The sequence below is a fragment of the Brevibacillus parabrevis genome, assembly GCF_003710905.1.
Taxonomy (GTDB): domain Bacteria; phylum Bacillota; class Bacilli; order Brevibacillales; family Brevibacillaceae; genus Brevibacillus; species Brevibacillus parabrevis.
The window spans coordinates 35,913-62,349 of the sequence record NZ_RHHV01000012.1; the positions used below are offsets into that span (position 1 = coordinate 35,913).

At 53.8% G+C, this 26,437-nt stretch carries 24 protein-coding genes and 1 pseudogene; 20 read left to right on the forward strand and 5 right to left on the reverse strand.

Translation table 11 applies throughout. From position 1 onward, the window contains the following. Positions 1–2: 2 nt before the first annotated feature. The 7 genes from EDM60_RS15990 to EDM60_RS16020 all read left to right on the forward strand — a co-directional run bounded on the left by EDM60_RS15990 (position 3) and on the right by EDM60_RS16020 (position 5,289). A complete protein-coding gene (locus tag EDM60_RS15990; protein WP_122964874.1) occupies positions 3–527 on the forward strand; it encodes a Rieske (2Fe-2S) protein in 525 nt (174 codons plus the stop codon). Then, positions 517–708, forward strand: coding sequence for a hypothetical protein (locus EDM60_RS15995; protein WP_122964875.1), 192 nt, complete (start codon positions 517–519; stop codon positions 706–708). The genes EDM60_RS15990 and EDM60_RS15995 overlap by 11 nt, the downstream gene beginning before the upstream one ends. After that, positions 701–1,000: a hypothetical protein gene (locus tag EDM60_RS16000; RefSeq protein WP_122964876.1), complete on the forward strand. Its 300-nt coding sequence runs from the start codon at positions 701–703 to the stop codon at positions 998–1,000. Before EDM60_RS15995 ends, EDM60_RS16000 begins: the two co-directional genes overlap by 8 nt. A 125-nt stretch (positions 1,001–1,125) precedes the next feature. Then, positions 1,126–1,632, forward strand: coding sequence for a hemerythrin domain-containing protein (locus EDM60_RS16005; protein WP_122964877.1), 507 nt, complete (start codon positions 1,126–1,128; stop codon positions 1,630–1,632). Between the two features lie 5 nt (positions 1,633–1,637). Then, positions 1,638–2,399: a YwiC-like family protein gene (locus tag EDM60_RS16010; protein ID WP_122964878.1), complete on the forward strand. Its 762-nt coding sequence runs from the start codon at positions 1,638–1,640 to the stop codon at positions 2,397–2,399. A 153-nt stretch (positions 2,400–2,552) separates the two neighbouring features. Further along, entirely contained in the window at positions 2,553–4,034 is a 1,482-nt protein-coding gene (locus EDM60_RS16015) for a type I restriction-modification system subunit M (RefSeq protein WP_122964879.1), read from the forward strand. After that, positions 4,024–5,289: a restriction endonuclease subunit S gene (locus EDM60_RS16020; RefSeq protein ID WP_229049709.1), complete on the forward strand. Its 1,266-nt coding sequence runs from the start codon at positions 4,024–4,026 to the stop codon at positions 5,287–5,289. The genes EDM60_RS16015 and EDM60_RS16020 overlap by 11 nt, the downstream gene beginning before the upstream one ends. Positions 5,290–5,311: 22 nt before the next feature. On the opposite strand, the gene EDM60_RS16025 is transcribed toward EDM60_RS16020, so the two are convergent. Further along, a complete protein-coding gene (locus tag EDM60_RS16025; RefSeq protein ID WP_122964880.1) occupies positions 5,312–6,787 on the reverse strand; it encodes a flavin monoamine oxidase family protein in 1,476 nt (491 codons plus the stop codon). Between the two features lie 138 nt (positions 6,788–6,925). On the opposite strand from EDM60_RS16025, the gene EDM60_RS16030 reads away from it, so the two are divergent. The 5 genes from EDM60_RS16030 (at position 6,926) to EDM60_RS16050 (ending at position 12,571) form a co-directional block, all read left to right on the forward strand. Further along, on the forward strand, positions 6,926–7,513 hold the full coding sequence (locus EDM60_RS16030) for a putative glycolipid-binding domain-containing protein (RefSeq protein WP_122964881.1): 588 nt from the start codon (positions 6,926–6,928) through the stop codon (positions 7,511–7,513). Between the two features lie 19 nt (positions 7,514–7,532). Continuing rightward, positions 7,533–7,928, forward strand: a complete 396-nt coding sequence (locus EDM60_RS16035) for a hypothetical protein (protein WP_122964882.1) — start codon at positions 7,533–7,535, stop codon at positions 7,926–7,928. Positions 7,929–7,966: 38 nt separating this feature from the next. Beyond that, positions 7,967–8,392, forward strand: a complete 426-nt coding sequence (locus EDM60_RS16040; RefSeq protein WP_122964883.1) for an HD domain-containing protein — start codon at positions 7,967–7,969, stop codon at positions 8,390–8,392. A 493-nt stretch (positions 8,393–8,885) separates the two neighbouring features. Then, positions 8,886–11,072 (forward strand): endonuclease MutS2, encoded by a 2,187-nt coding sequence (locus tag EDM60_RS16045; protein WP_122964884.1) that lies wholly within the window; start codon positions 8,886–8,888, stop codon positions 11,070–11,072. Between the two features lie 578 nt (positions 11,073–11,650). Then, positions 11,651–12,571, forward strand: a complete 921-nt coding sequence (locus tag EDM60_RS16050) for a phosphotransferase (RefSeq protein ID WP_122964885.1) — start codon at positions 11,651–11,653, stop codon at positions 12,569–12,571. A gap of 35 nt (positions 12,572–12,606) precedes the next feature. On the opposite strand, the gene EDM60_RS16055 is transcribed toward EDM60_RS16050, so the two are convergent. After that, positions 12,607–13,893 (reverse strand): sigma-54 interaction domain-containing protein, encoded by a 1,287-nt coding sequence (locus EDM60_RS16055; RefSeq protein ID WP_229049708.1) that lies wholly within the window; start codon positions 13,891–13,893, stop codon positions 12,607–12,609. Between the two features lie 619 nt (positions 13,894–14,512). On the opposite strand from EDM60_RS16055, the gene fmdA reads away from it, so the two are divergent. After that, a complete protein-coding gene (gene fmdA, locus EDM60_RS16060) occupies positions 14,513–15,694 on the forward strand; it encodes a formamidase (protein WP_122964887.1) in 1,182 nt (393 codons plus the stop codon). 46 nt (positions 15,695–15,740) lie between these two features. Then, on the forward strand, positions 15,741–16,049 hold the full coding sequence (locus EDM60_RS16065; protein WP_122964888.1) for an FmdB family zinc ribbon protein: 309 nt from the start codon (positions 15,741–15,743) through the stop codon (positions 16,047–16,049). A gap of 753 nt (positions 16,050–16,802) precedes the next feature. Here EDM60_RS16065 and EDM60_RS16075 read toward each other — a convergent pair. Beyond that, positions 16,803–18,686, reverse strand: a complete 1,884-nt coding sequence (locus tag EDM60_RS16075) for a helix-turn-helix domain-containing protein (RefSeq protein ID WP_122964890.1) — start codon at positions 18,684–18,686, stop codon at positions 16,803–16,805. A gap of 242 nt (positions 18,687–18,928) precedes the next feature. Between EDM60_RS16075 and EDM60_RS16080 the strand changes: the two genes are divergently transcribed. The 6 genes from EDM60_RS16080 to EDM60_RS16105 are packed head-to-tail and all read left to right on the forward strand — an operon-like array spanning position 18,929 to position 25,582. After that, positions 18,929–20,515 carry an ABC transporter substrate-binding protein gene (locus EDM60_RS16080; protein ID WP_167470317.1) on the forward strand — a complete coding sequence of 529 codons (1,587 nt, stop codon included), beginning with the start codon at positions 18,929–18,931 and terminating at the stop codon, positions 20,513–20,515. A 31-nt stretch (positions 20,516–20,546) separates the two neighbouring features. Then, positions 20,547–21,464: an ABC transporter permease gene (locus EDM60_RS16085; RefSeq protein ID WP_122964892.1), complete on the forward strand. Its 918-nt coding sequence runs from the start codon at positions 20,547–20,549 to the stop codon at positions 21,462–21,464. A gap of 10 nt (positions 21,465–21,474) precedes the next feature. Continuing rightward, entirely contained in the window at positions 21,475–22,386 is a 912-nt protein-coding gene (locus EDM60_RS16090; RefSeq protein WP_173596982.1) for an ABC transporter permease, read from the forward strand. Between the two features lie 14 nt (positions 22,387–22,400). Beyond that, on the forward strand, positions 22,401–23,414 hold the full coding sequence (locus EDM60_RS16095; protein ID WP_122964893.1) for an ABC transporter ATP-binding protein: 1,014 nt from the start codon (positions 22,401–22,403) through the stop codon (positions 23,412–23,414). Further along, positions 23,404–24,369: an ABC transporter ATP-binding protein gene (locus EDM60_RS16100; RefSeq protein WP_122964894.1), complete on the forward strand. Its 966-nt coding sequence runs from the start codon at positions 23,404–23,406 to the stop codon at positions 24,367–24,369. The genes EDM60_RS16095 and EDM60_RS16100 overlap by 11 nt, the downstream gene beginning before the upstream one ends. Positions 24,370–24,400: 31 nt before the next feature. Continuing rightward, positions 24,401–25,582, forward strand: a complete 1,182-nt coding sequence (locus EDM60_RS16105) for a M24 family metallopeptidase (protein WP_122964895.1) — start codon at positions 24,401–24,403, stop codon at positions 25,580–25,582. Positions 25,583–25,768: 186 nt separating this feature from the next. Here the strand turns inward: EDM60_RS16105 and EDM60_RS16110 are convergent. Next, positions 25,769–25,927 (reverse strand): annotated as a pseudogene (locus EDM60_RS16110) (GrpB family protein); the annotation flags it as partial. A gap of 108 nt (positions 25,928–26,035) precedes the next feature. Further along, entirely contained in the window at positions 26,036–26,167 is a 132-nt protein-coding gene (locus EDM60_RS29445) for a hypothetical protein (protein WP_267901865.1), read from the reverse strand. Positions 26,168–26,437: the final 270 nt, after the last annotated feature.

Below are 26,437 nucleotides of genomic sequence, written 5' to 3' on the forward strand. Positions count from 1 at the left end.
GCATGAACGAAGAGAAACAACCACGATCCGATCGGAATGATACGTATACCCACAACATCGTCAAGTCGAACGAGCGGAGTCTCGATCGGCGGGGCTTTATGAAAACGCTGGTCGGTGCTGCCGGATTGTTCGCCGTCTCCACTCTCCCGTGGGGAGCGATGGCGGCCCAGAAGCTGCTGCATGGGGAAGCAGGCGAGCAGCCGAGGCAAAAAATTGCGGAAGTGGCTGCATTGCGAGCAGGGGATGCCAAGGAGTTTGCCTATCCGGGAACGCATGACAGCGCCCTTCTCGTCTGTGTTCGGGAAGGCGAGTACAAAGCTTATCAAAACGCTTGCACCCATCTGAAATGCCCGGTGTTCTGGAGCAAGGAAAATCATGAGCTGCTCTGCCCGTGCCATCATGGCAAATTTGATGTCGAGACAGGAAATCCGCTGGCGGGCCCGCCGCGCCGACCGCTTCCGGAAATCGAGCTGGCGGTTGAACATGGCGTGATATACGCGATTGGGGTGAAGCCGTATGAAGCGTAGCTATCGCGGGGTACTGCTGCTTTGTCTCGTGCTGTTTGCCAACCTGATCTGCACCCAATATACCGTCAACCTGTTTTACTTTGCGCGATATGAAGAAGTGATTGGGCTTTCCGTCGTCAATCTGCTGCTGTTTCCGCTGGCGGTATTTCTTTATCGAAAAGAGGGGCGCAGCCATGAATAAGTTGATGCTCGACCAGCAGCTGTCACAGCTGACAAACGCTCGCATGCGAATCGGCATTACAGACTTGGCGGAAGATGCAGAGCTTCAACCAGCCCCGATCATCGAGAGACATTTGGCGAAATGGGAGTTTACAGAAGAAGGTGAGCATGTTCGCCTGTATTTTAACCATTGCCAGTTTCTCGCTGTTCCGGTTCAAGAAGAAGTTGGATTCGCGCTGGAAAAGGACGCGATCGTGCTCACCGCACTTGATCGCAGGGGAAAACTCAAGTACACGATCACTTTTGCCAAATGAAGTCAACCGTTGCATGATAGGTTGGCTTTTTTTTCCTAGCGTCTTATACTCCAATTGTAAGGGTGTTCACAGCTTGTAAGGCACTTAAAAGAGGTCTTTGAGAAAGCGGCGGGGGAGGGACCCGTATGAACGGTCAACAAACGGATGGAGAAGAGCGGCTTGGTCATTTGTTTTCTTCGGAGCACGCAAGCTTGGAGCAATCGATGGAAAAGCTGAAACAGCTCGTCTATCAAAGCCGAATCATGAGCGCGCAAACGGTGGAAGAGTTTCGGCTGACAATCGCACAGCTGGTGGACAGCTTGCAGGAGCATCACAGACGGGAAGAGGAGCTATTGTTTGTCGCCTTGACGGAGTCGCTGGGGTACACGGCGCAGCCTGTCCAGATGATGATGGAGGAGCACCGCCAGCTTGTCAGCCAGCTGAGCAAATTGCGCGAAGAAACCGTATGTTGCCAATGTGCCGGGCGCGAAACGACGAGACTGCGCGAAGTCACGACGACGCTGTACCGACTTTTGCACGATCATTTTCATAAAGAAGAAAAGCTGCTGTTTCCGATGGCAGAGCATGTGCTGGATCAGGCGAAAAAAGCGGCGATCATGGAAGCCGTGAAAGAAACAGGAAGAGGGGTGTAACAAAGGTGGCGAACGGAAAAAGAGGCGGGGCTTCCCTGGTAATGCCCCGCGAACACGGTGTCTGGGCCATGTTTGTCGTGCCGTACTTGTTCGGCGTATTTCTGGTGGAAAACAATGTTTTGCATTTGCTGGCCGGACCGGGCTTGCTCTGCGGCTTTATCGCGGTCAACGCGGCACTGGTCTTGATGCGGCAGCCAAAGCTCGCGCGTCAAGTGCTGCGCACCTTGCTCGTATTCGGAGGAGTGGCCGCCATATGTTTGGCCTATCCGCTGCTGCATAACGCGCTGGCCTTTTGGCCGCTCGTCGTGATGGGAATCTGCGCCGCGGGCAGCATCTGGTTTATCCGCAGCAAGCAGGAGCGGCATTTTCTCAACGATTTGCTCGGAATCGTCGGATTGACGATGCTGCTGCCTGTCTCCGCTGCGCTTGGCGGAGGCGCTCCCATGCAGGAACTGCTCACAGCGATGGCGTTGAACGTGGCGTATTTCACAGGGAGCGTCTTTTTCGTGAAAGCCGTGTTCCGCGAAAAGAACAACCGGATGTTTCAAAGCGTCGGCATCGTCTATCATCTGCTTTTGCTCGCACTGCCCTTGGTGTTGCCAGTTCCTGCGCTTTTCAGCCTGATTTTTGTTCCAGGCATCGTCAAAATGGCGATCGCGGCGAAAAAAGTCAAACTGCCTGTCAAAACAGTCGGGATCATGGAAATCGTCAACGTTCTCTGGTTTTTGGCAGGAGGCTATGTAGTGCTCGGTACGAAACTCTTCTGAGATCCTGTTTTCAAAATGTGTTCGCTAGTAAACATAGGGAAAATCGGCTAAAGTGAAAATCGAGCAACAGAACTCATCCCTTTTATGCTCATGCGAGGACAGGGAACCACTATGAATGAATAGTGGTTCTTTATGGTAAATCGGGAGGTCAGCATGTCCAAACTAACGCTATCGCAACTGGAGTCTCACCTGTGGGAGTCAGCCAATATTTTGCGCGGAAGCATCGACTCCGCTGACTATAAAAACTATATTTTCGGACTGCTTTTTCTGAAGCGTCTGAACGATGTGTTTGAGGAAAGCCAGGTGCATATTGCGCCAACAACAGGCGAGGAGGCGCGGCAGGCAGAGCATGACACTCACCAGTTTGTCGTTCCGGCAAGCTCTCGCTGGCAGCGAATCCAGAGCGTGACGGAAGGGATCGGCGAGGCAATCAACGAAGCGCTGGCGGCATTGGAACAGGAAAACGCCACGCTTTCCGGGGTGCTGGCGACGATCGATTACAACGATTCCGAACGTTTGCCCGACCGGCTGTTGCAGCAGCTGATCAAGCACTTTTCTGCGATTTCTTTAGGAAACGCCAGTCTGACCGAGCCGGATATGCTGGGACGGGCGTACGAATATTTGATCAGACAGTTTGCAGACGATGCGGGAAAAAAGGGCGGGGAGTTTTACACGCCGAGCAAAGTGGTAGAGTTGATCGTCAAGCTGATCAAACCGGAGGAAGGCATGCGCGTGTGTGACCCGACGGCAGGGTCTGGCGGGATGCTGATTCAAACGGCCGACTACATCCGGGCAAAAGGCGGCAATCCGCGCCGTATCGCGCTGCATGGACAAGAGCGCAATCTGAAGACGTGGGCGATTGGCAAGATGAATTTGCTGTTGCATGGCTTGTGCGACCACCGGATTGAAAAAGGCGATACGATTCGCGAGCCGAAGCTGCTTGCAGACGGAGAGCTGATTTTATACGACCGGGTGATCGCCAACCCGCCGTTTAGCCTGAGCAACTGGGGGCAGGAAGAAGCGAAGGCAGATAAACTGTCCCGCTTTCGCTTCGGGATTCCGCCCAAAGACAAAGGCGATCTCGCCTTCGTCCAGCACATGGTCGCAACGCTCAACCCAAACGGCAAGGCAGGCGTCGTCGTGCCAAACGGGGTGTTGTTTCGCAGCGGTGCAGAAGCGGCCATCCGCAAAGGACTTTTGGCAGAAGACCTGGTGGAAGCGGTGATCGCCCTTCCGCCGAATTTGTTTTACGGCACGGGAATCCCGGCTTGCATTTTGCTGTTGAACAAGAACAAAGAAGCGGCGAAAAGGCAGCATGTCTTTTTCCTGAATGCCACCGGAGGCTATCACGAAGGAAAAAACCAAAACTTTTTGCGCGATTCCGACGTGGAGAGCATCGTGTCTGCTTACGAACGCGGGGTGGACATCGAGAAGTATTGCAGGCTGGTCCACGACAGCGAAATTCAGGCAAATGACTATAATTTGAATTTGGCACGCTACATCGATTCGTCCGAGCAGGAGGCGCAGATTGATGTGGGGGCAGCGCTTGTCAAGCTGCGCAGGCTGGAGGAAGAACGCAGCGAGATCGAGGGCAGAATGCTCGGCTTTTTAAAGGAGTTGGGATATGATGCCTGAGTGGAAAAAAGGGCCGCTCGGCTGGGCTGTGCATGTCCAGGGCGGTTATCCTTTCCCCTCCGCTGCGTTCGTGGACGAAGGGGTTCCCGTCGTGCGGATGAGCAACATGAAGAACGGCCGCCTGGACTTGACACAGGCCAAATGTATGGACGAGACTGCTCTGGCTGGGCACTCGGCGTATTTGCTGAAACCGGGTGATCTGCTGCTCGGCATGTCAGGCAGTATCGAAAACTTTGCCGAGGTCAAAGCGACCGACCTCCCCGCGCTATTGAACCAGCGGGTGGGCAGGTTGCAAATAAAAGACAGCTCGTTGCTGCACAGCGAATATTTGAAATACGTGGTGACCTCCAAGTGGTTTCGCGATCAAGTGTGGACGATGGCGGCTGGCGTGGCCCAGCTCAATATCAGCACGAAGCAGCTTGAATCCATTCCGGTTTGGTATCCGCCGTTGGCTGAACAGCAAAAAATCGCCTCCATTCTCGCCGCAGTAGATGGGGTGATCGAGAAGACAGAAGCGATGATCGAACAAGTCGAGGTCGTGAAAAGAGGGCTGATGCAGCAGCTGTTTACGCGTGGAATCGGTCACACTTCTTTCCGGCAAACCGAGTTGGGAACGATCCCGGCGGACTGGTCGCTGGTCAAGCTCCAGGAGATTGCCAGAGTCAAGGGCGGGAAAAGAGTGCCCAAAGGCTACAGCCTGCTGGAAGAGCAGACTCCGTATCCGTACATCCGCGTGTCCGATTTTCGCGATTATACCGTGAGCCAAAAACAGCTCAAATACGTGAGCGAAGAAATTTACGGCAAAATCAAGCGCTACACGATCTCCAAGCAAGATATGTACTTGTCGATCGCGGGCATTTACCTCGGAGTGGCGGGCCGTGTTCCCGACTGTCTGGACGGCGCTCTTTTGACAGAAAATGCGGCCAAGATCACCCCGACCTCCGACCGGATCGACCTTGATTTTTTGATGTTTGCCCTTGGCTCGGAGCTTTGCCAGAAACAGATTGCCGCGTTAAAAGGCGTGACGGGAGTGCCCAAGCTCGGTCTGAAACGGGTGGAGACGCTCCTGATTCCTTTGCCGAACCTCACCGAACAGCACAAAATCGTGGCCGGGATCAAAAGCGTGCTCGCAAAGCTTGCGATGGAAAAGGCCAAACAAACACAGCTCATCGCGATCAAAAAAGAGCTGATGCAAAAGCTTTTGACGGGCAGTGTGCGAGTGCAGGTGGATGAACGGCAGAAGGAAATGGTCTGATCGAGCTTTTCGTCTCAGACATTTAGAAATCGCCGATGCGCGAGTGATGTCCCTGCACAGCCGCGCGCACTCCCGACTCGATCGCGCCTTGAATCCAGCCGTGATAAGCGGGCGAAGTATGCTCTCCGGCGAAAATGATCGGTCCTTCCATCGAGGTCAAGGCTGCCGACAGCTCCGTCTCCTGAAACGGCTTGAACAGGGCGAAGCCGCCACCCGCGTAAGGTTGCAGCAGCCAATGATGGGTAACTCCGGTCACAAACGTCTTGTAGACTTGCTCGCCGAACAGGACCGCAAGCTGGCGCAGCGCTTGCCAAATTTTTTCGTCATGGGACAGACAAAGCCAGGGGAGCGCATCGTCTTCCCACGTGTAGCTCGCCAGAACGACTCCGCCAGACTGGTCAAATCCATGGCTTGGAAAGTAGGAAAAGCGCAAAGGCAGGTCTGAGATCGCTTGCCCGCCGTACAGACCAGCCTCTTCCCAAAAGCGGCGGGAAAATTGCAAGGCGATCTTCGTCGACGAGACGTAGTGCAACTGGTGGATGGCTTTCCATTTGCCAAAAGAAAACAGGTTCGACGGCTCGACGTCGATAAATTGCAGGACCGGAAACGGAATCGTAATAATCGCGATGTCGCCTGTCAGCTCAAACGGCGTTCGTGTGGCGGTGTCCACCCCGGAAAAGGCGATTTGCTGCCCTTTTTGGCTGATTCGGTCCACTTTGTGATGGAAGCGGATACGTTCGTTCAGGGAGGGGGCAAACGATTGGGGAAGCAAGTCGAATCCACCCGTGATCTCATAAAAGCGGGTGGGCGTATCGAACAGGATGAAATCGCGGAAAATCTCCAGAAAAGACAGCTCCGGGAATCCTTCGAAGCCGCTCATCACTTTGATTTTGTCGACGGCAGCGGCTGAGAGCGACGTGCTGATCGGATTGTGGCGCAAAAAGTATTCCATCGAGTAGCGGTCGTATTCCTTGATGACGATGGGCCAATGCTTGGCGGGATGTTTTTTGATGAAATCGATAAGCGGCCGGATGGCCATGAGGGCAAGGGCATCGGCTGACTTGCCTTTTTCGTGCGGAGCGACGGGAAAGTGCAACAGATCAGGATTTTGCTCGTACAGACGGCGGCGTGTTTTGATCCCGTTTACGTAAATGAGATCGTTCGGCGTACTGTTGATGAACTCGTTGAGTGGCAGGCCGAATTTGGCTATATACGCCATCGTCAACAAGTGAGTGTTCGGAATGCGCATCGCTCCTGCTTCCACGTAGTGCCCGTCTGTAAAAGGGGCGCGCAGCGTAAGCACTCTCCCTCCTACTCGTTCCGAGGCTTCCACGATCGTGACATGATGCCCGGCTTGTTTCAGCAGCGAGCCGGCTACCAGACCGGCGATGCCAGCGCCTGCGATCAAAACCTTTTTCGGTTGTGTTGTCCGAGGCAGGCCATCGCGAATGATCGATAGCATCTGCGCTTCGCTCAAGGGTGATGAAGTCTTTTCCATGCGGCTTCTCCTTTTTCTGCTTGTGAAAATAGCGTATTCTGCGCTGGGCGCAATTGTGTTTGCTAGATTCCAATTCCATCCAATGCGTGGTAAACTGGGGATGGAAAGAAATGAGAACGTGTGATCGGGGGTATAGGCATGCTGCCTGCTAATGTGATTTGGAAGCCGCATAGCGGATTGGGCTTCGAGCATCTGGAAATTAGCGAGAGCAATGAGCGGTTGATTTTTGACAGCCTTGTAATGGGGATGAACGAACAGGGCGAATGGGTGAGAACCCACTATGTCATTGAACTGGATAGCAAGTGGGCGACGAGAAAAGTAACGATTCGTCACCTGGGAAAAACAGACGGACTGTGCCTTTTGTCAGATGGGCAGGGGGAGTGGACAAATGCGGAAGGTGAGCCAATCCCCGAACTGGCGGGCTGTGTGGATATTGACATTTCCTGCACGCCGTTTACGAATACGCTGCCGATCAGAAGGCTGTCATTTGCCCCGCATGTGCCGCAGGAGATTGACGTCGTGTACTTTTCGGCTTACGAGTTGACCTGGCGGCGAGTGAGGCAGCAATATACGCTGCTTTCGGCTGATGCGGGTTCGTCTGTCTTTGAGTATCGGGCGGGTTCATTTGTGGAAAACATCACGGTCGATGAGCAGGGGCTTGTGCTGGCGTATCCGGACTTGTTTGTGCGCGAAAATCTTGCGATGGCGGAAGCGGGCAAGGCATAGGAAGGAGGAATGTTTCGTCATGGCAGACCGTTTTATAGCCGCTATGATGACCAGCTTCCTGTTTACGCTCGGTGCCGCACTCGTCTTTTTTCACGATCGCTTCATGATGTTGCCTACAGCCATGATTACCTTTCCGCTGGTTTTTGCGTGTGGCATCCCTGCTTCCCTCGTGATCGATCGGTTGATGCGATTGCTGCGTCTGAACAGGAGTGCCGGAGCGGTTTTCGTGGAGCTGGCTCTTTACGGTGCAGCCGGAATAGGCGTGACCGTCTTGTTGTTCTGGAAGGTCGGCGGGGTATTTTTTAGCGCAGGTTCGCCTATGTATTACATGGGCGTGGCAGCTTCTGTGTTGTACGGACTGTGTCTGTTTGCCCTCAGAAGAAAAAGGCGGTCTGAGGTGGAGCGCTGCTCATAGAAGGACAAGGGCTTATTAGTGTCAAGGAGGCGAGGAAGATGGGAACGGTGGAAAAAGCAATTGCACTTGCGGCTCAAGCGCATGCGGGCCAAACCGACAAAGGCAATCACCCGTACATCCTGCATCCGTTGCGGGTCATGCTGAAAATGCCGACGGACGAGACGCGAATCGCGGCGGTTTTGCACGACGTTTTGGAAGACACGGCGATCACGGAGGAAGATTTGCGGGCAGCAGGTTTTTCCCAAGCGATTGTTTCAGCCGTGATTGCCCTGACCAGACGCGAAGGCGAAAGCTATCCAGACTTTATCAGGCGGGCCAGCGAAGACCCGATTGCCCGAGTGGTGAAGCTGGGCGACATCGAGGACAATCTCGACTTGTCGCGGATTGCAGTGCCTACCGAGCAAGACCGGGAAAGGCAGAAGCGCTACGAGGAAGCCGCGAAGCTTTTGCGGCTGCGCTCCTAGTGCGAAGCGAAACAGCCAGTCAAGAGCGATGGGTCGCTGTCATTCTTGACGGCTGCCGGAACGGTGCGCTATAGTGAAACTAACCTTATCAAGGGAGAGATGTTGATGTCGGCGGTAGTTCTTAACTAGATCAATTCCATATCGAAGGCAAGGAGTAATCCCACCAAAATTTTGCGCTGTTTGCAAAGTTTATTTGCGTTGGCCCATTTCCTGCCTTGGAATTAGTTAAGAACAACGGATATCATCACTGCTCCAGGTTTTCAACCTATCATTGCGCCCAAATCCGTGCTGTGTTCAGCGCGGTTTTTTTATTCCCTTTTTGGATCGTTTGCCTGCTTTTTGATCAAGCGGCTGGCGGTCTTGTTAGGGTACGGTTTGCGTGCGCATCGGTAGGGATGGACCCAAAAAGAGGGCGGAGAATGACGTTTGTTCATTCTCCGCCCTTTTTTTCGTTGAGGGGCATACACGATAAAAGCAAAAGGAGCGATTTACTTTGAACGAAAAAGCATTGCAACGACTGGAATACGACAAAATCAAAGCAACATTGATGGAGTACGCCGTATCGTACGCCGGGAGGCAGCACGTCGAACAGCTGCAGCCGCTCGATTCAGCCAAAGTGCTGCGCAAAAAACTGGACGAAACCGCCGAGGCCAAAGCGCTGTTGCAGCAAGGGGCGAGCGTTCCTGTTCCTTCGCTGGAAGGAATGGAGATGATTTTGTCCCTGCTGGGAACGGGGTATGTGTTCACGGAACAAGACTTTTCCCATCTGCATCAGTTTCTCGTGAGCTGCGCCCAGCTTTCCAAGTACATGGCGAGCAAAGCGGAAGCGGCGCCGCGTGTCAGCTCTTACGCGACGACGATGTACACGCTGAGTCGGTTGAAGACGGAAATCGAGCAGTGCATCCGGCACGGTCAGGTGGTGGATACGGCGAGCAAAGATTTGCTGAAAACACGCAAGCGAATCGTCGTCTTTGAAGAGCGGCTCAAACGGCAGCTCGATACGCTGATGAACAAATACCGTTCGATTTTGCAAGAAAACATGATCAGCATGCGCAACGGAAGATACGTGCTGCCGATTAAAAAAGAGCATCGCCGACAAGTGGCAGGCAGTGTGCTGGACGAATCGGCGAGCGGGCAAACGGTCTATATGGAGCCTGCGGAGATCGGAGCGGTGCAGTTCGAGCTGTCCGCGCTGAAAGCAGAAGAGGCGCGGGAAGTGACGAAAGTGCTGATGCAGTTGTCGGCAGTGGCCGAAGAATTTTCGCAAGAGCTGCATGTGAACGTGGACACAGTCGGGATGTACGACTTTTTGTTCGCCAAAGCGAAGTACGCCTTGGCGTTGGGCGCAGTGAATGTGGAGTTGAATGAACAGGGACGGATTGACGTCAAGGAAGCGCGTCATCCGTTAATGGGGCGGCAGATGGTTCCGCTCGATATTCAGATTGGCAAAAGCTTTCAAACGCTGGTCATTACCGGGCCGAATACGGGCGGAAAAACGTTGACGCTCAAAACGGTCGGCCTTTTGACCGCGATGGTGCAATCGGGCTTGCTGGTGCCTGTGAAGGAAGGCAGCCAGTTTGCCATTTTCCGCAACATCGCCGTCGATATTGGCGACGGGCAGAGCATCGAGCATGCGTTGAGTACGTTTTCCGCGCACATTCGCAACGTCATCGAAATTTTGCAGGTCACCGATCATTCGACTCTCGTGCTGATTGACGAGATGGCTTCCGGCACCGATCCGGGGGAAGGGGTGGCTTTGTCGATTGCCATTTTGGAGGAGCTACACAAGCGGGGCGCAACGGTGATCGCGACGACTCATTTTAACGAGATCAAAAATTTTGCAAGTGCGACCGCAGGCTTCCAAAATGCGCGCATGGAGTTTGACGAAGAGACGTTGCAGCCGCTCTATCGCTTGCGGATTGGCGAGGCGGGCCACAGCTATGCCTTTTTAATCGCGATGAAGCTGGGGATTCCGCGAGCCATGATCGAGCGTTCGCGGGAGATTAACCAGCATGGTTTTGCCCGGACGCAAGCGGGGATGGCTTCCGAGGTGGGGCAAGCAGGAGGGGAGGATTTTGTTCATCGGGTCGAGGAGAAGGAAGAGGAGAGGGAGGCAGGGCGAGGGCAAGGCTTCTTGGGGGGAGCTTTGGTGGAGCAGATGGGTTCTGCCGAACAGGTGGTTGCGGTAGAATCGGAGTTGTTGGGTAGCTCAGAGTGGCTGGGTAACGCGGAACGGTCAGGTGGTGGAGAACGACTGGATAGCGGAGAACGGCATGGTGACGGAGAACGGTCAAGTAGCGAAAAAAGGTCTGATAGCTCAGCTCGATCAGCCAGCACAGAACTAGCAAAGCAAGAGTCACAGGCAGACTCCCCCACCCCCGCGCTCAGCGGCAGAAAGCGTTTTGCCATCGGAGATTGCGTCTTCGTGTCTTCGTTAGGCCGGACGGGTATCGTGTGCACGGTGGAGGATGGCAAAGGGAACGTGGGCGTGCTGATTCAAAATCAGAAATTCAAAATCAACCAAAAGCGTCTCACCTTGCACATTGAGGGCAAGGAGCTGTACCCGGACGATTACGACATGGACATCGTGTTTGAAACAAAAGAAAACCGTAAAAAACGCAAACTGATGGCGCGCAAGCATGTGGACGGACTTTCTATCGAAACGAAGCGGGAAGAATAAGCGCTCAAAGCGATAGGGATAGCTTTAAAAGGTTGTTTGAAAAAACTGGGAGAGAGACTGAATCGGAGGTCAAGACGGAAAGGCGTAGCCCCCGAAGGTTGTTTGAAAGAATCGGGAGAAAAGAGCGGTCAAGGCGAAAGGCATAGCCCCCGAAGATATTTGAAAGAATCAGGAGGAAAGAGCAGTCAAGACGGAAAGGCGTAGCCTCGAAGGTTGTTTGAAAGAATGGTAAGGTAAAAATTATAAATAAGACAATCACAGCTTCGTTAAGCTATTTGAAAGAACCGGGAGGAATAGGCGGGTCAGAACGACAGTCACACTCTCCCGTAGATCGTCCATAAAACCAGGCTGAACCAAAGACAAGGTGGAGAAAAAACGCGCGCGCCGTTCCATCGCTCCACCTGCCTTCAGCCGGAGAGAAGCCCGCTGGCGATCTACAGGAAAAACAACTCAAATGCCGCTCGCATCTGACGTATAATGGAAAAGCTTTGGCACGTGGCTATTAGCAGCAAGTGAGACTATTTTGCCTGCGGGATGCCATGTTGCCAGTTTATTCAACCAAAAAAGAGGTGAGAAAAATGACACAGGCAAATCCGTGGAAAGCGGAGTGGGACGTCACGCAGGAGCTGGCGCAAGCATTGATCTACAGCCAGTTTCCCGCGCTTTCGTCCATGCGGGTAAAGCGGCTGGGAGACGGATGGGACAATACGGTTTATCTGGTTGGAGCAAAATACGTCTTTCGCTTCCCGCGCAGAAAACTCGCCGTGGAGCTGATCGGACGAGAAGGCCGACTTTTGCCCAAGCTTGCTCCGTACGTAACACTCCCGTATGCAAAGCCGCTTTTTTACGGGGAAGGGACGCCCGAGTATCCCGTGCCGTTTTTGGGGTACGTGTATGTGCAGGGAGAGTTTCCAGTAGGGCTGACTGACGAGCAACGGGCGTCATCCGGGCCGCTCCTGGCGCGATTTTTAAAGCGGCTGCATGCCTTCCCAGTAGCAATTGCCAAAGAGAACGGCGTGCTTGCTGATCACCGGGCCTTGCTGGATGTTGCAGCACGAAAAGCAAAAATGGTCCAGCTGCTGGCTGATCCGCACTTGCCTTTCGAGGAAAGCGACCGATCGCTCCTTATGGATTACTTGCACGACCTGAATGCGAAACGTCTGCAGCCGAAGGAAGTGTTCATGCATGGCGATCTGCACTTCAAAAATATGCTGGTGACTCCAAACGGGCAGATCGCAGGAATCGTTGATTGGGGAGACATGTGCATCGGACATCCCGGCTGTGATCTGAACATCGCCTACAGCTTTTTGCCGCCAGAGGCGCGGGATGATTTTTTCCGTGAATACGGCGAAGTAGACGAGGAAACGAAGCTGTTGGCTCGTCTGATGGCTGTGTACATTCCGATGTTGATTTACAGGCAGGCAAAAGACACGGGCGATACACGGGTGGCACAAGAGGCGAGGGACATAATCAAGCGCGCCCTGGCCGAATCTTGCTAAGGCTTGCGGGCGCGCCATGTATGGAAAAGACGTTTTCAGGCTCGGCTATCGCTAAGCTGTCCGATCCCTAGCTCGCCCATTTTTCGATACAGGGTGCTGCGGGCGATGCCGAGCTTTTTCGCTGCGGCGCTCATGGAAGGAGCATCCTGAATCGCCTGGAGAATGGTTTGCTTCTCCAACGTCCGCAGCAACGGAGACGGATCGTCTGCCTGCGGTGCTTGCTCAGTGCTGGTCGTCCAAGCCCACTCTGGCGGCAGGTGTTGGACGGAAATCCTTGCTTCGGAAAAGGCGTGCAAAAAGGCGCGTTCCATCACATTACGCAACTCGCGGATATTGCCCGGCCAGGAGTGCTGATGCAGGGCGAGCAGGGCCGTTTCGCAAAGGGCGTTTGGCCCGCCTTTGTATTGTTCATGCAGTTGCCCGAGAAACTCCTTTGCCAAAGCGGCGATGTCTTCCTTTCGCTCGCGCAGCGGCGGGATGCGAATCGGCAGGACGTTTAACCGATAGAACAGGTCAGCGCGGAACAACCCGTTTCGCACATCCTCCTCCAAAAGTCGATTGGTCGCGGCGATGATCCGCACATCCAGCTCTTTTTCCGTATGGGAGCCAAGCCGCGTGACTTTTTTCTCTTCCAGCACGCGCAACAGCAGCACCTGATGTTCAAGCGTCATTTCTCCGATTTCATCGAGAAACAAGGTGCCGTGGTTTGCCGCTTCGAATTTTCCGATTTGCCCGCCCTTTTTTGCCCCCGTAAAGGCACCATCTGCATAGCCGAACAGCTCGCTCGCCAGCAAATCTTTGGGGAGCGAAGCGATATTGACCGCGATGAACGGCCCGTCTTTGCGTGGGCTGGAATCGTGGATCGCTTTGGCTAACACTTCTTTGCCGCAACCTGTTTCGCCCAATAACAGCGTATGGGAAAGCGAAGCCGCGGCAATCCGCGCTGTTTGCAACTGCTTGCGGTATAGCGGACTGTTCGTGGCGATCGCCGGGAAAACATGCGGTTCTGTGCGGGCAGGCAAGGGAGCGGTTCGCGTGCGCAACAAATAAAGCCGCGTCCCGGCAGCATCCTCCAAGGACTGTTCTTCGATGCTCCAGTCTTTTTCCAAGGAAGTCCACCATTGTTCTTCCAACGTCATTCCGGTGTGAAGACCGCATTGCTCACGAGCCGTGCGGGAGGCGAACACGACCGTGCGGGCTGCATCCAGCGCAAGGATCGGCTCGCGGCTTTTTTCTCCCCATAAAAAGAGCAAGCGGCGCCAATCGGGCTGCGGATGGATGGACAAGCTTGAGGCAGTGTCAGTGTGCTGCGCGACATGCAAGCTAGTAGCTGACTCGGACAGATTGCTTGCTTGAGAAGGTGTGTTGGGACGAGAGGCAGGGCAAAAGCTTGAACCTGGTGTGAACAAGAACGGCAGCGGTGTTTTGGAGCAAGCAGGGATGTGCCATTCTTCCATTCGCTGTAAGCGGTGTATAGGGCAAAGGCTGTCTGGCATGGCGGAGGAAGAGCAGGCAGGAGCCGTGCATGACAAAAGAATCGTTTGTACATGTGAATGGTGGTGCAATCTGTGCTGGTAAAAGGAATCAGGAGGGTGATAGAGTGCGTGAGAGACAGCGCGATGATGCGAACGCCCGATGACGGATGAAGCTCCGATTAACGAGAGTAGCACGCCGGCTTCAGTAATGGTACTCGCATCCCTTCTTGGTAAAATGGTTGATTGTGGCTGTCCGATTGTGGGACAAGTGTACGAAAAGAAAACAAGCATGGGCAGTCGCAAGCTGACCTGTTTTGCGACAGGCTCTCCACTTAGTATACAGGAAAATATAGGCAAAAGAATCGCGGATGGTTAATTTTTTAGAATTTTCCGTCATTGGCATGCATGTTGCTTCCATCCTTCACTGAGCAGCACTCATTCTACAGCAGATAAAGGAGGATGCAGCATGCCAGAAGTATTATTTCGCGTCGACTTGAACAAACCGATGGAGGAACAGGATACACCCGGACACAATCGATGGCATCCTGACATTCCCGCGACAGTATCCGTCAATCCCGGAGCGGTTTTCCGCATCGAATGCAAAGACTGGACGGATGGACAAATCAGCAACAACGACGATCCGTCAGATATACGCGACGTCAACCTCAATCGCGTGCACGTGCTGAGCGGGCCGATTTGGGTCAACGGAGCACAGCCTGGCGATCTTTTGGTCGTCGATATTTTGGATATTGGAGCGTTGCCGCAATCGGAATGGGGCTTCAACGGCATTTTCGCCAGGGAGAATGGCGGCAGCTTCCTCGTCGATCACTACCCGACAGCCGCGAAATCGATCTGGGATTTTCACGGCATCTACACCTCTTCCCGCCACTTGCCGGGAGTCAAATTTCCGGGGATTCTCCATCCCGGCCTGATCGGAACGGCGCCGTCTCATCAGCTGCTGGATCGCTGGAACCGCAGAGAACGCGATCTGGTCTTGACCGATCCGGAGCGCGTGCCGCCGTTGGCGAATCTGCCCACCCCGCACAGTGCTGTTTTGGGCAGCTTGAAGGGAGCCGAGTTTGAGCGAATTGCGCGGGAAGCGGCTCGTACCGTGCCTCCCCGCGAGCACGGCGGCAACTGCGATATCAAGAACTTGTCCAAAGGGACGAGAATTTACTTCCCTGTCTATGTGGAAGGCGCGAAGCTGTCCATGGGCGACCTGCACTTTTCGCAAGGGGATGGAGAAATTACGTTTTGCGGCGGCATCGAGATGGCGGGCTGGCTCGACTTGCATGTCGACGTGATCAAGGGCGGCATGGCGAAGTACAACATCATCAACAATCCGGTGTTCAAGCCAGGCCCGGTAGAGCCGCACTTCACGGAATACCTCGTGTTTGAAGGAATTTCCGTACACGAGACGACCGGACAGCAATTGTACATGGACGCGCATGTCGCCTATCGCAACGCTTGCCTGAACGCGATTGAGTATTTGAAAACCGTGATGGGCTTTACGGGCGAGCAGGCGTACATGCTGCTGGGAACCGCGCCAGTGGAGGGACGGATCGCCGGAATCGTCGACATTCCGAACGCTTGCTGCACGATTTCGATCCCGACCAGCATCTTCGACCGCGATATTTTGCCGAGGTAAAAGGCGACCACAGAGCGGAAAAATTGCCGAAAAAGGAGCAGAGACGATGCCGAGATACGACTATTTGTGCGAACAATGCGGCCCGTTCATCCAATGGTTGAAAATAAGCGAAGTGACTGATTCCGTCGACTGCCCGGAATGCCAAAAGCAGTCAAAGCGGCTGTATTCCGCTCCGGGACTGATTTTTACGCCACAAGCACTGCGGCAAAGAATCGAGCGCGGCGTGGAACCGAAAGTGGTGCAAAAAGAGTCGCATGGACATCACGGAGCGGGATGCAGCCACGGACATGCCCACGGGCAGCACGCACCTGCTCGCCAGCACGGGAGCAAGCGGCCTTGGATGGTGGGGCATTAGTTCGTCAGTTCGACAAGTGACGCCTGTAGCTTGCGATGGATGATGGCATCTGTAAACATGAAGCAACCTGAGTTCGACGAATGCTGAGCTCAGGTTGCTTCATGAATTTTTATTTCCTGTCTTCCTGACAAATTAATTTTTGATCCATAGACTGTTAAGTAGTAAAAAGTGGTAGTAAAGAATTGAGGGAATGATATAAATAAAGAATCCTTCAAAATCGAGTAATCTCAACAGGATGTTTCCTTTCGAGAGCAAAGAGAAAAATAAGGCTACCATAATCCCCGATAGGATATATAGACCGACATTAAACCAATACCTTTTGACAAGAGAGGTAAATGCTATTCTACTTTCCATTTTCTCAATGAAGATGGAGAAAGGTATCCCGACGATTATCAAAAACGGAACCGAGTATGTGAGATATATAAGCAGTAAACTAAAGTATGAAAAGTAATATGTATTTGCTTCGCGCATATTCATTGGAGTGTATTCTATAAAAGCCAACAAGGCACAATAAAAAATAGCAGTAAATAGGGCTGATAATAGTTTGTTCACCTTTATTTCCCCCTTGAACCTACAACCGTAAGCGTTTCTAGTAAAAATGAAGTAACCTGAGTTCGTGATTCATACAGACGGACAGACTCAGGTTACTTAACGTGTTTTTTTATTTCCTGTCTATTTTACAGAGGGCAGTTCAGAAGCGAGACTCTCGCTTTTTTTCATAGCAAATCAACCATGACAGGCACACCAACCACACTAACGGGCAGGCGAAAGCAACTGACTCATCCGCTGCTCGACTTGCACCTCCAGCAGCCCGTACACTTCGATCGCGAGACAGACGTCCATGAAGTGCTTGTTGACAGCCAGCGAGATACCGAGTATTTCCTCGATGCGTCTGATCCGGTAGATAAGGGTGTTCAGATGGATGTTCAAGCTTTGCGCCGTTTCTTTCATTTTCAGGCTGTTGGCTACATAGGCGGCAAGCGTTTGCAAAAATTCCCGTTTGCGCGATTTTTCATAGGAAAGGAGCGGCCCCAATACTTCCAGCACGTAGTCGGTCAGCTCGTCCGCACTGTTTTGCAAGAGCAGGCGTTTGCCTCCCAACTCGCTGTAGCTGATGTAGGACGAGCCTGTTTTGTAATTTTTCAAAAATTGCAGGCACTTGACCGCTTCTTCCGACGATTTGTACACCTCGGAAAGCCCGCGCTTGACGCTGCCGATTCCAAAGGCTGCACGCAGCCCCCACTTTTTGTTCGCCACGTAGTCGGCAAACATTTGGCACTGTTCCTTCAAGTAGCGTTGAGCCTCTGCTTCGGCAACCGATTGCGGATAGGACAGCAGCAAAATGAGGTGATCGTGTCTGGCTACGATCAAGCCGTGCGGGAAGCGCTTCAGGAACAAGTCTGCCGCCAGCTGTGTCAAGTGTCTGCGTACCGTCAAAATCAAAGAGTACAGCTCGGCAAAGTCGAGCTTGTCTGCTTCGAAATGAATCGTCAGTACCTGATAAAACCGACTCGCATCCAGCTGCAAATGCTTCGCCTGCTCAGTCAGCTGCTCGCTCATCCTGCCCGCAAACAATTCCTCGATAAACTGCCCTTTCAAGTTTTGCTCGGTTTCAAAAATCGCCTGTTTCTTCACCAGCTCAAAGGAAATGACGGTGCTGGCATGCTCCAAAGCTGCGCGATCGACTTCTTCCAGCGCTTCCGTGGTGACGATGACGAGATAGCCGAGAAAATTCGCTTTCGCCCCGATCGGGAACAGGACGCAATCGATCAAGGTATGGGGCGCTTCCGGCAGCGGGAGCGAGGTCGCCTTGACGAGCAGCGGGTGGAGAAAAGCGCGGAGGTTGGCAAGCTGATTTTGCGTAGCTGCTGGAAGCGGCTCGACCGAAGCGACAATCAGTTCACCCGTCTGATCCAGCAACAGGCACGTTTTTCCCAGCAACTGATGCAAATACGTAAAGATCGCCTGCAAGCCTTCTCCGTGCAACACAAGTCGCGCCAGGTGCTGATGAATTTCCAGCGAGCGGTTCAGCAGCTGGTTTTGCCGATTCATTTGCACGTTCAGTTCTTCCAGCAAGGAAATCGAGTTTTCTTGCGCCCGGTACAGATTGGCTTTTTCCAGCGCGACAGCGGCTTGATGGGAGATCGCTTCCAAAAGCTGCAAATCTTCCGGCTGAAACGATTTGTGCGGGTGGAAGCAGTCCAGCGTGATGACTCCGATGCACTCGCCGTTGGTCATGATCGGGGCACAGGCGGCTGAGTACGGAAAAATCGGATCGGCTGCCGTGAGCCTGGCCTGGTTGCCCGGTGACATGGTGCGCGTAGCCTGATAGACACTGTCCCGGTCAGGGAAATGCGTGCAAGCCTTGTTCAAAAAAGTGATGCCGGTCATCGATTCTCCCGGCTTGAGGCGGACGACGGAGAGAATGTCGTTGCTGCGCAAGAAAATGCTTTTGGCGACGAGCATGTCTTCCTCTGGATCGTACAAAAACAAATAGCCTTCATCCGCAGCTTCGATGACGGCCAGCGTCTCTCGCATAATCGTGTTGAAGACCATATCGAGATTCAGGGTAGAGTTGATCGCGTTGGACACTTGAATCAGCATTTGCAACTGTCTGTGACTCAGCTCTCGTTTCATAGGGCCACCCTTTTGTTTGCAAAATTTTGATAATCGCTTATGGAAGCTTCATCCAACTTTCATTATAGAAAATCCCGGGGGCAATGACTATGGCGGTCTCGCTTTTTTCGTTAAAATTTACAAGTTTTCCTCGCGAAATTCATAGAAACATACGTAGCAAGAAACAGTCACTTTGTTAAAATGTAAGTTAATTCGGAATTTTTCGTTATATCACTCCGAAATACAAGACGAGGGGGATGAAAATGTTACGAAAAAATCATTTGTTTCTGCTCTTGTTCATCTGTTTTACCGTTTTGCTCGCCGCCTGCACACCGGAGACGGCGGGCACCACGCCTACTGCGCCAGCCACTCCACAGCCTGCAGGCGGAACCGAAAACACAGCGGCCCCCGCTTCCGTTCCCGAAGAGCTGGTGATCGGCTTCGAGGCAGATGCTGCCACGATGCTGGCGAATACGGACGTGAACTACGTGACAGATATTCAAATTCGCAACATATACGATCCGCTCATCGACCGAGATGCAAAAGGCGCGTTGATTCCGGTCCTTGCAACGGAATGGAAAAACATCGACCCGCTCACATGGGAGTTCAAGCTGCGCCAAGGGGTGAAATTTACGAACGGCGAGCCGTTCAATGCCGAGGCGGTCAAATTCAATATCGACTACATTTTGGATGAAAAAAACAATTCGTTTTACCGCTCCAGATGGAAGGACGTCAAGGAAGTCAAAGTCATCGACGACCAGACTGTTCAAGTGATTACATCGCAGCCATTCCCGACGCTTTTGCTCAGGATCGCCGATGATTTGTTGATCATGGCCCCGAAGCATACAAAGGAAGTCGGCCTGGAAAAAGCGGCTACAGACCCGGTTGGCACAGGCGCTTACAAATTTGACAAATGGACGCGGGACGATTCGCTCAAGCTGGTCGCCAATGAAGAATACTGGCAAGGAGCGCCGTCGATCAAGCGGGTAACCTTCCGGATTATTCCCGAGTTTAGCGCGCGGCTGTCCGCTTTTCTCGGCGGGGAAATTCACTTGTTCAAAAACGTGCCGGTCGACTCGGTCGAGCGCGTAAAAAGCAGCGAAAACGGCAAGATCGAGCTGGTCGGATCTTCGCGAATCAACTATTTGGCGCTGAACACTTTTTATGAGGGGCCGCTGAAAGACAAGCGTGTGCGTCAGGCGCTGAACTACGCGATTGATGTGGACGAACTGCTGAAATCCGTGCTGAACGGAAACGGGACGAAGATGACAGGCCCGCTCTCCAAAGTCAATGCCGACTATACGGAGACGAAAGATTACGGCTACGATCCGGACAAGGCGGTTGCTCTGCTCAAAGAAGCGGGCATCGATCCGAAGACGTTGAAGCTGACTCTTGATACGCCGAACGGCCGCTATCCGATGGATACGCACGTCGCGCAAGCCATCGCTTCGCAATTGCAACGGATCGGGATTCAAGTAACCGTGCAGGCGAACGAGTGGGGGAACCATCTCGCGAAAATTCGCCAGCATGAAATGAAAGACATGTTCATTCTCGGCTGGGGACCTGCTTTTGACGCGCAGGGAACGATTGAAAACTTGTTTACGGAAAAAGCACCGTACAGCGGCTTTTACGACAAAGACGTGGAAGCGATGATTCAAAAAGCGTTGCCGATTTTCGATCCGGCAGAGCGCAAGAAGGCGTTTGACGAGCTGCAGCATCGTCTGGTGGAAGAAGCGGCTTGGGTGCCGCTCTGGCAGCAGGGCGACCTGTACGCGGTGGCCAAAAACTTGCAGTTTGCGCCAAGACCGGACGAGAAGTTCCTCGTGTTTGAAATGAAGTGGGGGCAGTAAGCGAAAGCCGTCTCATGGAAGGGAGGATACGATGCTCGATTATGTCATCAAACGAACGGGTCAAGTCGTAGTCGTCTTGTTCCTGGCACTGACTGCTGTCTTTTTCATCATTCGGCTGTCAGGCGATCCTACGGCGCTCTTCCTGCCGCCTGATGCCCCGCGCGAGCAGCTGGAACAGTTTCGCAAGCAGCTCGGATTCGATCGGCCTTTGCATGTGCAGTACACCGAGTTTATGACCAAAGCAGTCCAGGGAGATTTCGGAACGTCGTTGCGGACGCGCGAGGATGCGCTGCAAATGGTGATCAACCGGATTCCGGCGACGTTTCAGCTTGCCTTTACCTCGCTCGGGCTGTCGCTTTTGATCGCGATCCCGATCGGCATCCAGTCCGCTTACAGGCGCAATACGTGGTTCGATCAGGCTGGAGTGGCCGCGACCGTGCTCGGTCAAGCGCTGCCAAGCTTTTGGCTCGGACTGATTCTGATTTACTTGTTTGCGGTCCAACTGCAATGGCTGCCGACAGGCGGGGGCGGCTCCCTGGTTCATTTGATTCTCCCGGCGCTGACTTTGGCGGCGTACAGCGTGGCGAGGTTTGCCCGGTTTACACGCTCCACGATGCTCGATGTATTGCGCAAAGACTACATCCGTACAGCCAAGGCGTCCGGTGTGCCGACCTACAAAATTCTCTCGGTGTACGCGCTGAAAAACACGCTCATCCCGATTATTACACTCGTTGCACTCGATTTGGGCGTGTTGCTCGGCGGGGCGGTGATTGTCGAGGTCGTCTTTTCCTGGCCGGGAATGGGGCGGTTATTGATGCAGTCTTTGTTGAACCGCGATTTTCCTGTCGTCATGGCCGGGGTCTTTTTGATCGCCTTTATTTACGCCGTCATCAATTTTGTCGTGGATCTGCTCTACGCTTACGTCAACCCGCAAATTCGCTTCAAATAGGGGGTGCCGCATGAATCAATCGACGCTGACAGAAGCCGCTGTGAATCCACGCCCTGCCCCACTTTCCCGAAAAAGGGAGCCAGCGTGGCGAACCTACATGCGGCGGCTGGTCAAAAGTCCGACAGGGCTGGCTGGCTTTCTCATCATTTTCGTAGTGGTCATCCTCGGCATTTTCGGCCCGTGGCTTGCTCCTTACGATCCGAACCAGGCTGAATTTGCCAAAAAGCTGCTGCCGCCGCTGACGGATGGTCACCTGCTCGGGACGGATCAGTTGGGACGGGACATCTTTTCCCGGCTGATTCATGGCACGAGCGTGTCGCTTATCATCGGGAGCTGCACCGTCCTTTTCGCCGGACTGATCGGGACGATTCTCGGGGTCGTTGCCGGATACTTTCGCGGCTGGGCAGACATCATCATCATGCGCATTGTCGACGTCAAGCTGAGCTTCCCGTTCATTTTGCTTGTACTGGTCATCAATGCCGTGATCGGAGCGGGACTGCAAAATATCATCATCTCGCTCGTGTTCGCAGGCTGGATCGTCTATGCGCGTGTCGTGCGCAGCGAAGTGCTGGCGTTGCGCGAAAAGGAATTTATTTTGTCCTGTGTGGCGACAGGCGTCCCGCGCTGGGAAATTATCGTCAAGCATATCGTCCCGAACTTGTTTACGCCGATCATCGTCCTGTCGTCGTTGCAGATCGCTACCTACATCATTGCCGAGGCGTCGATCAGCTTTCTCGGCTTTGGCGTCCAGCCGCCGCAGCCAGCCTGGGGCAATATGCTCAGCGAAGGCAAAGACTACATTTTCAGCGCGTGGTGGCTGATTACGTTTCCTGGCGTCGCGATTGTCATGACGGCTTTGGGTGTCAATCTGTTCGGGGATTGGCTGCGCGATGTGCTCGATCCGGAACTGAAAGGACATTGAAGGAGGTGAGCAGCATGGGCAATCGTTCCCCGATTTTGGAGGTGCGACAGCTTCAAACCCATTTTCGCAGCGGCCATGGCGTCGTCAAAGCGGTGAACGGCGTGGATTTGACCGTATATGCAGGGGAAACGGTGGGGCTTGTCGGCGAATCAGGCTGCGGCAAGAGCGTTACATCGCTGTCGGTGATGGGGCTGCTCCCCAAGCCGGCCGCGGCGATTGTGGGGGGCACGATCCATTTTGCCGGGCGCGATATTACCCATCTTCCCGAAAAGCAGATGCGCAAGCTGCGCGGAAATGAGATGTCGATGATTTTTCAGGAGCCGATGACTTCGCTCAATCCGGTGTTTACGATCGGACAGCAGATGGCGGAACCGCTCAGGCAGCACACGAGTCTGACGAAGCGGCAAATCCGCGAAAAAATGGTGGAAATGCTGCAATCGGTAGGGATTCCCCGCGCTGGGCAAATCATCGACGAGTATCCGCATCAGTTGTCGGGCGGGATGCGTCAGCGTGTCATGATTTCGCTGGCGATGCTGTGCCAGCCCAAGCTTTTGATCGCCGACGAGCCGACGACTGCTCTGGATGTGACGATTCAGGCGCAAATTTTGCAGCTGATGAAGGAGATCAAGCAAAAGCAGCAAATGGCGATGCTGCTCATCACGCATGACCTCGGCGTCGTCGCGGAGATGTGCGACCGGGTTGTCGTCATGTACGGCGGGCAGGTGGTAGAGAGTGCGGAGGTGCGGACGATTTTTGACCAGCCGCGCCACCCGTACACACAAGGCTTGCTGGCCTCGATGCCAAATGCCAACGAGCGCAAGGGGGAGCTGAAAGCGATCCCGGGAAGCGTCCCGCGCCCGGATGAGGTCGGGCAAGGCTGCACCTTCGCGCCGCGCTGCTCGCAGGCGATGGAACGGTGCCGTCATGACAGGCCGCCACTTGTGGCTTTGCCGAGGCAGTCATGTCGCTGCTGGCTGTATGCGGGCGAGGAGGAGACTGCATTGGAGGAGGTGGCCCATGCGACCTGAGCCGCTTTTGGAAGTCAAGCATCTGAAAAAATATTATGAGTTGAAAAAGGGCTGGTTTTCGCCCAAGCAGCAGGTGAAAGCGGTCGATGACGTCTCGTTCACAGTGTATCGCGGCGAGACGTACGGGCTGGTAGGGGAGAGCGGATGCGGCAAATCGACGACGGGCCGGGCGATTTTGCGGCTGCAAGAGGCGAATGCGGGCGAAATCTGGTTTGCCGGGGAAAATGTCGCGCGATTGCCGTATGAAAGGATGCGCCGCCTCCGCCGGAGGATGCAGATGGTCTTCCAGGACCCGTACGCTTCGCTCAACCCGAAGAAAACGATCTTGCAAATTTTAACCGAGCCGCTGCGGGTGCACGGCCTGTACAGCCCGGACGAACGCGTGAAAAAGGCGAGCGAGATTTTAAAAATTGTCGGCTTGTCTGACTATCATCTGCATTCGTATCCGCACGAATTTTCCGGCGGACAGCGCCAGCGAATCGGGATCGCCAAGGCCGTCATCCTCCAGCCTGACCTGATTGTGGCGGATGAGCCAGTATCTGCGCTGGATGTATCGATCCAGTCGCAGGTGATCAATCTGCTGCTGCAATTGCAGCGCGAGTTTCATTTGACCTACATTTTTATTTCCCACGATCTGGGTGTGGTTCGCCACATCACGGACCGGGTCGGAGTCATGTACCTTGGCAAGCTGGTAGAACAGGCGCAGACGGAAAAGCTGTTCCAAGAACCGAAGCATCCGTACACACAGGCGCTTTTGTCTGCCGTTCCGATCACGCATCCAGACGATACGAGAGAGCGGATCATCCTCAGCGGCGATGTGCCAAGCCCGCTCGATCCGCCGCAAGGCTGCACGTTTCATCCGCGCTGTCCCGCGTGCATGGAGGTTTGCCGGACGGAAAAGCCGCCCGTCGTCGATCTGGGCGAGCACATCGTCGCCTGCCACCTGTACGTGTAAATCCCATTTTGCCAGAAAAGAGGAGATGTTCATGTTACTCGCGATTTCCAAAGCCGAAATTTTGCAGCGCCAGCAAATGTTTTTTGCCAAAGTCCAGGAGAAGCAGCTCGACTGCGCGATCTTGTTTGGGGTCACCGATATTTTTTATTTGACGGGCTTTCATTTCCACCCGACAGAGCGGCCGATCGGCTTTTTCATCGCACCGAATCAGGAAACCCATCTGTTCGTTCCTGCCCTGGAGCATGAGCACGCAGAAGAGTTTGCCTGCGTCGACAAGGTGCACTCGTATCCGGAATACCCCGGACTGCGCCACCCGATGGAGTATTTCAAGGACGCGCTCGTAGAAGCTGGATTTGCGGGAAAACGCGTAGGGTTTGACGCAGATGGTTACGGCTCTTCGATGGGGTATCGCGGGCCGAAGGTGAGTCAGTTTTTGGAAGCAGAGTCGTTTGCGTCGATATACGGTGTCGTGGAAGAAATGCGCGTGGTCAAATCGCCAGCGGAAATCGAGCTGATCAAGGAATCGTGCCGCTGGGGCAATCTCGCCCACCGCTTGCTGCAAAAGTATTCGAAGCCGGGATTAAGCGAGATCGAGATTACGACTCGCGCCAGCTCCGAGGCGACGATGGCGATGATCGAGACGTTGGGACCGGATTACAAGCCGCACGGCAACACGGCTTACGCGATTTTCCGCGGACAGGTAGGCGCGATGTCGGCTTTCCCGCACGCCGTGACGCAAAATCTCGTTCTGAAAAAAGGCGATACGCTCGTCACGGGAGCGGCAGGAGAAGTGTGGGGCTACCACAGCGAGCTGGAGCGGACGATGTTTGTCCAGGAAGCGAGCAAAGAGCAGGAAACGTATTTTCAATACATGCTGGAAGCCCAGGACGTCGCTTTTCAACACATCAAGCCGGGTATCCCGATGTCGCAGGTGGAAGAAGCTGTGCAAGCCTATTTTAAAGAAAAAAATATTCAGCATCTGACCGCACACCATACAGGACATGCGATCGGGCTGCTCGGTCATGAAGCGCCGTTTTTTGACCTGGGCGACCATACGATTATTCAGCCAGGCATGGTGTTGACCGTAGAGCCGGGAATATACGTGCGCGGCCTGGGCGGGTTCCGCCATTCGGACACGGTGGCTGTTACGGCAGATGGCATCGAGATGCTGACGTACTATCCGCGCGACCTGGCCTCGCTGATTTGCGTGTAGACGCCAGCCACTCGGCAAACGCATCATGTATGCACGAGAGGCATTTACAAAAGAACACCTTCGCTCCTGCTTTGGGCGAGGTGTTCTTTTGATGTTTGGCTGCGCTCTTTCTGAGGCCATTGCTTTTGGTTCCAAGGACAGTGCCAGATCATGTTTTCCTTTGACGTAGCCTGCGGGGTGCAGCATGTCGATAATCGGTTTGGCTTTCAGACCAGGAACAGCTGTGCTGCCGATATGGTGGATGGTGACGAGATTGTCTTGAAACACATTCCGCAGCAGCTCGGCCTCCTTGGCAAATTGTTCAGCCCAACGCTGGTCATAAGGATGTACTTCGATTTTTCGCACGACAGACTCATTCGTTTCGGCGGCGAGGTTATTTTCGTTCGTGACAGAAAAAGGCCCGGACTTTCTGGATGTGCCAAAGGTCCGGACCTTTTTGTTCGTTTATCGCGTTTATTTCCGATTAGGCGACCATTCGCTAGGCGCCGATCCGGACGCTTGGTTCAGCGGTGCGGCTACTTGCACACGCGGCGGGTTGGTCACTTCCAGCGTAATCATCGATGTGACGACCGCTTGCATGGTCACGATCAGGTACGTTCAAAAAAAGATGGCTTTCCAATTGGGTAATTCCAACGAAAATCGTTTCTCCTTCTTGTTCTCGATGGCTCTATTATACGATTCGCGCAGAACGGCAGGCAAAGTCGCCATTTCCGCATTTTGGGCGATTTTCCGGCGGGAAAGGGCATGGCGGGCAAGCCACTTTTCGCGCTCGTGTTGTATGTAGCTCGCACTCGCTGGCAATCCCCCGCACGTTATGTTCGAAAAATCTCTGGAAAAAAACCGCACTGCGCGAGG

Excerpts from the sequence above, each read along its gene's own strand:
- EDM60_RS16040 (WP_122964883.1), top strand. The coding sequence starts at position 7,967 with ATGGGAACGGTGGAAAAAGCAATTGCACTTGCGGCTCAAGCGCATGCG.
- EDM60_RS16105 (WP_122964895.1), top strand. The coding sequence starts at position 24,401 with ATGTTACTCGCGATTTCCAAAGCCGAAATTTTGCAGCGCCAGCAAATG.
- EDM60_RS16015 (WP_122964879.1), top strand. The coding sequence starts at position 2,553 with ATGTCCAAACTAACGCTATCGCAACTGGAGTCTCACCTGTGGGAGTCA.
- EDM60_RS16050 (WP_122964885.1), top strand. The coding sequence starts at position 11,651 with ATGACACAGGCAAATCCGTGGAAAGCGGAGTGGGACGTCACGCAGGAG.
- EDM60_RS16025 (WP_122964880.1), bottom strand. The coding sequence starts at position 6,787 with ATGGAAAAGACTTCATCACCCTTGAGCGAAGCGCAGATGCTATCGATC.
- EDM60_RS16080 (WP_167470317.1), top strand. The coding sequence starts at position 18,929 with ATGTTACGAAAAAATCATTTGTTTCTGCTCTTGTTCATCTGTTTTACC.
- EDM60_RS16020 (WP_229049709.1), top strand. The coding sequence starts at position 4,024 with ATGATGCCTGAGTGGAAAAAAGGGCCGCTCGGCTGGGCTGTGCATGTC.
- EDM60_RS16090 (WP_173596982.1), top strand. The coding sequence starts at position 21,475 with ATGAATCAATCGACGCTGACAGAAGCCGCTGTGAATCCACGCCCTGCC.
- EDM60_RS16095 (WP_122964893.1), top strand. The coding sequence starts at position 22,401 with ATGGGCAATCGTTCCCCGATTTTGGAGGTGCGACAGCTTCAAACCCAT.
- EDM60_RS16005 (WP_122964877.1), top strand. The coding sequence starts at position 1,126 with ATGAACGGTCAACAAACGGATGGAGAAGAGCGGCTTGGTCATTTGTTT.
- fmdA (WP_122964887.1), top strand. The coding sequence starts at position 14,513 with ATGCCAGAAGTATTATTTCGCGTCGACTTGAACAAACCGATGGAGGAA.
- EDM60_RS15995 (WP_122964875.1), top strand. The coding sequence starts at position 517 with ATGAAGCGTAGCTATCGCGGGGTACTGCTGCTTTGTCTCGTGCTGTTT.
- EDM60_RS15990 (WP_122964874.1), top strand. The coding sequence starts at position 3 with ATGAACGAAGAGAAACAACCACGATCCGATCGGAATGATACGTATACC.
- EDM60_RS16030 (WP_122964881.1), top strand. The coding sequence starts at position 6,926 with ATGCTGCCTGCTAATGTGATTTGGAAGCCGCATAGCGGATTGGGCTTC.
- EDM60_RS16100 (WP_122964894.1), top strand. The coding sequence starts at position 23,404 with ATGCGACCTGAGCCGCTTTTGGAAGTCAAGCATCTGAAAAAATATTAT.
- EDM60_RS16000 (WP_122964876.1), top strand. The coding sequence starts at position 701 with ATGAATAAGTTGATGCTCGACCAGCAGCTGTCACAGCTGACAAACGCT.
- EDM60_RS16065 (WP_122964888.1), top strand. The coding sequence starts at position 15,741 with ATGCCGAGATACGACTATTTGTGCGAACAATGCGGCCCGTTCATCCAA.
- EDM60_RS16035 (WP_122964882.1), top strand. The coding sequence starts at position 7,533 with ATGGCAGACCGTTTTATAGCCGCTATGATGACCAGCTTCCTGTTTACG.
- EDM60_RS16085 (WP_122964892.1), top strand. The coding sequence starts at position 20,547 with ATGCTCGATTATGTCATCAAACGAACGGGTCAAGTCGTAGTCGTCTTG.
- EDM60_RS16075 (WP_122964890.1), bottom strand. The coding sequence starts at position 18,686 with ATGAAACGAGAGCTGAGTCACAGACAGTTGCAAATGCTGATTCAAGTG.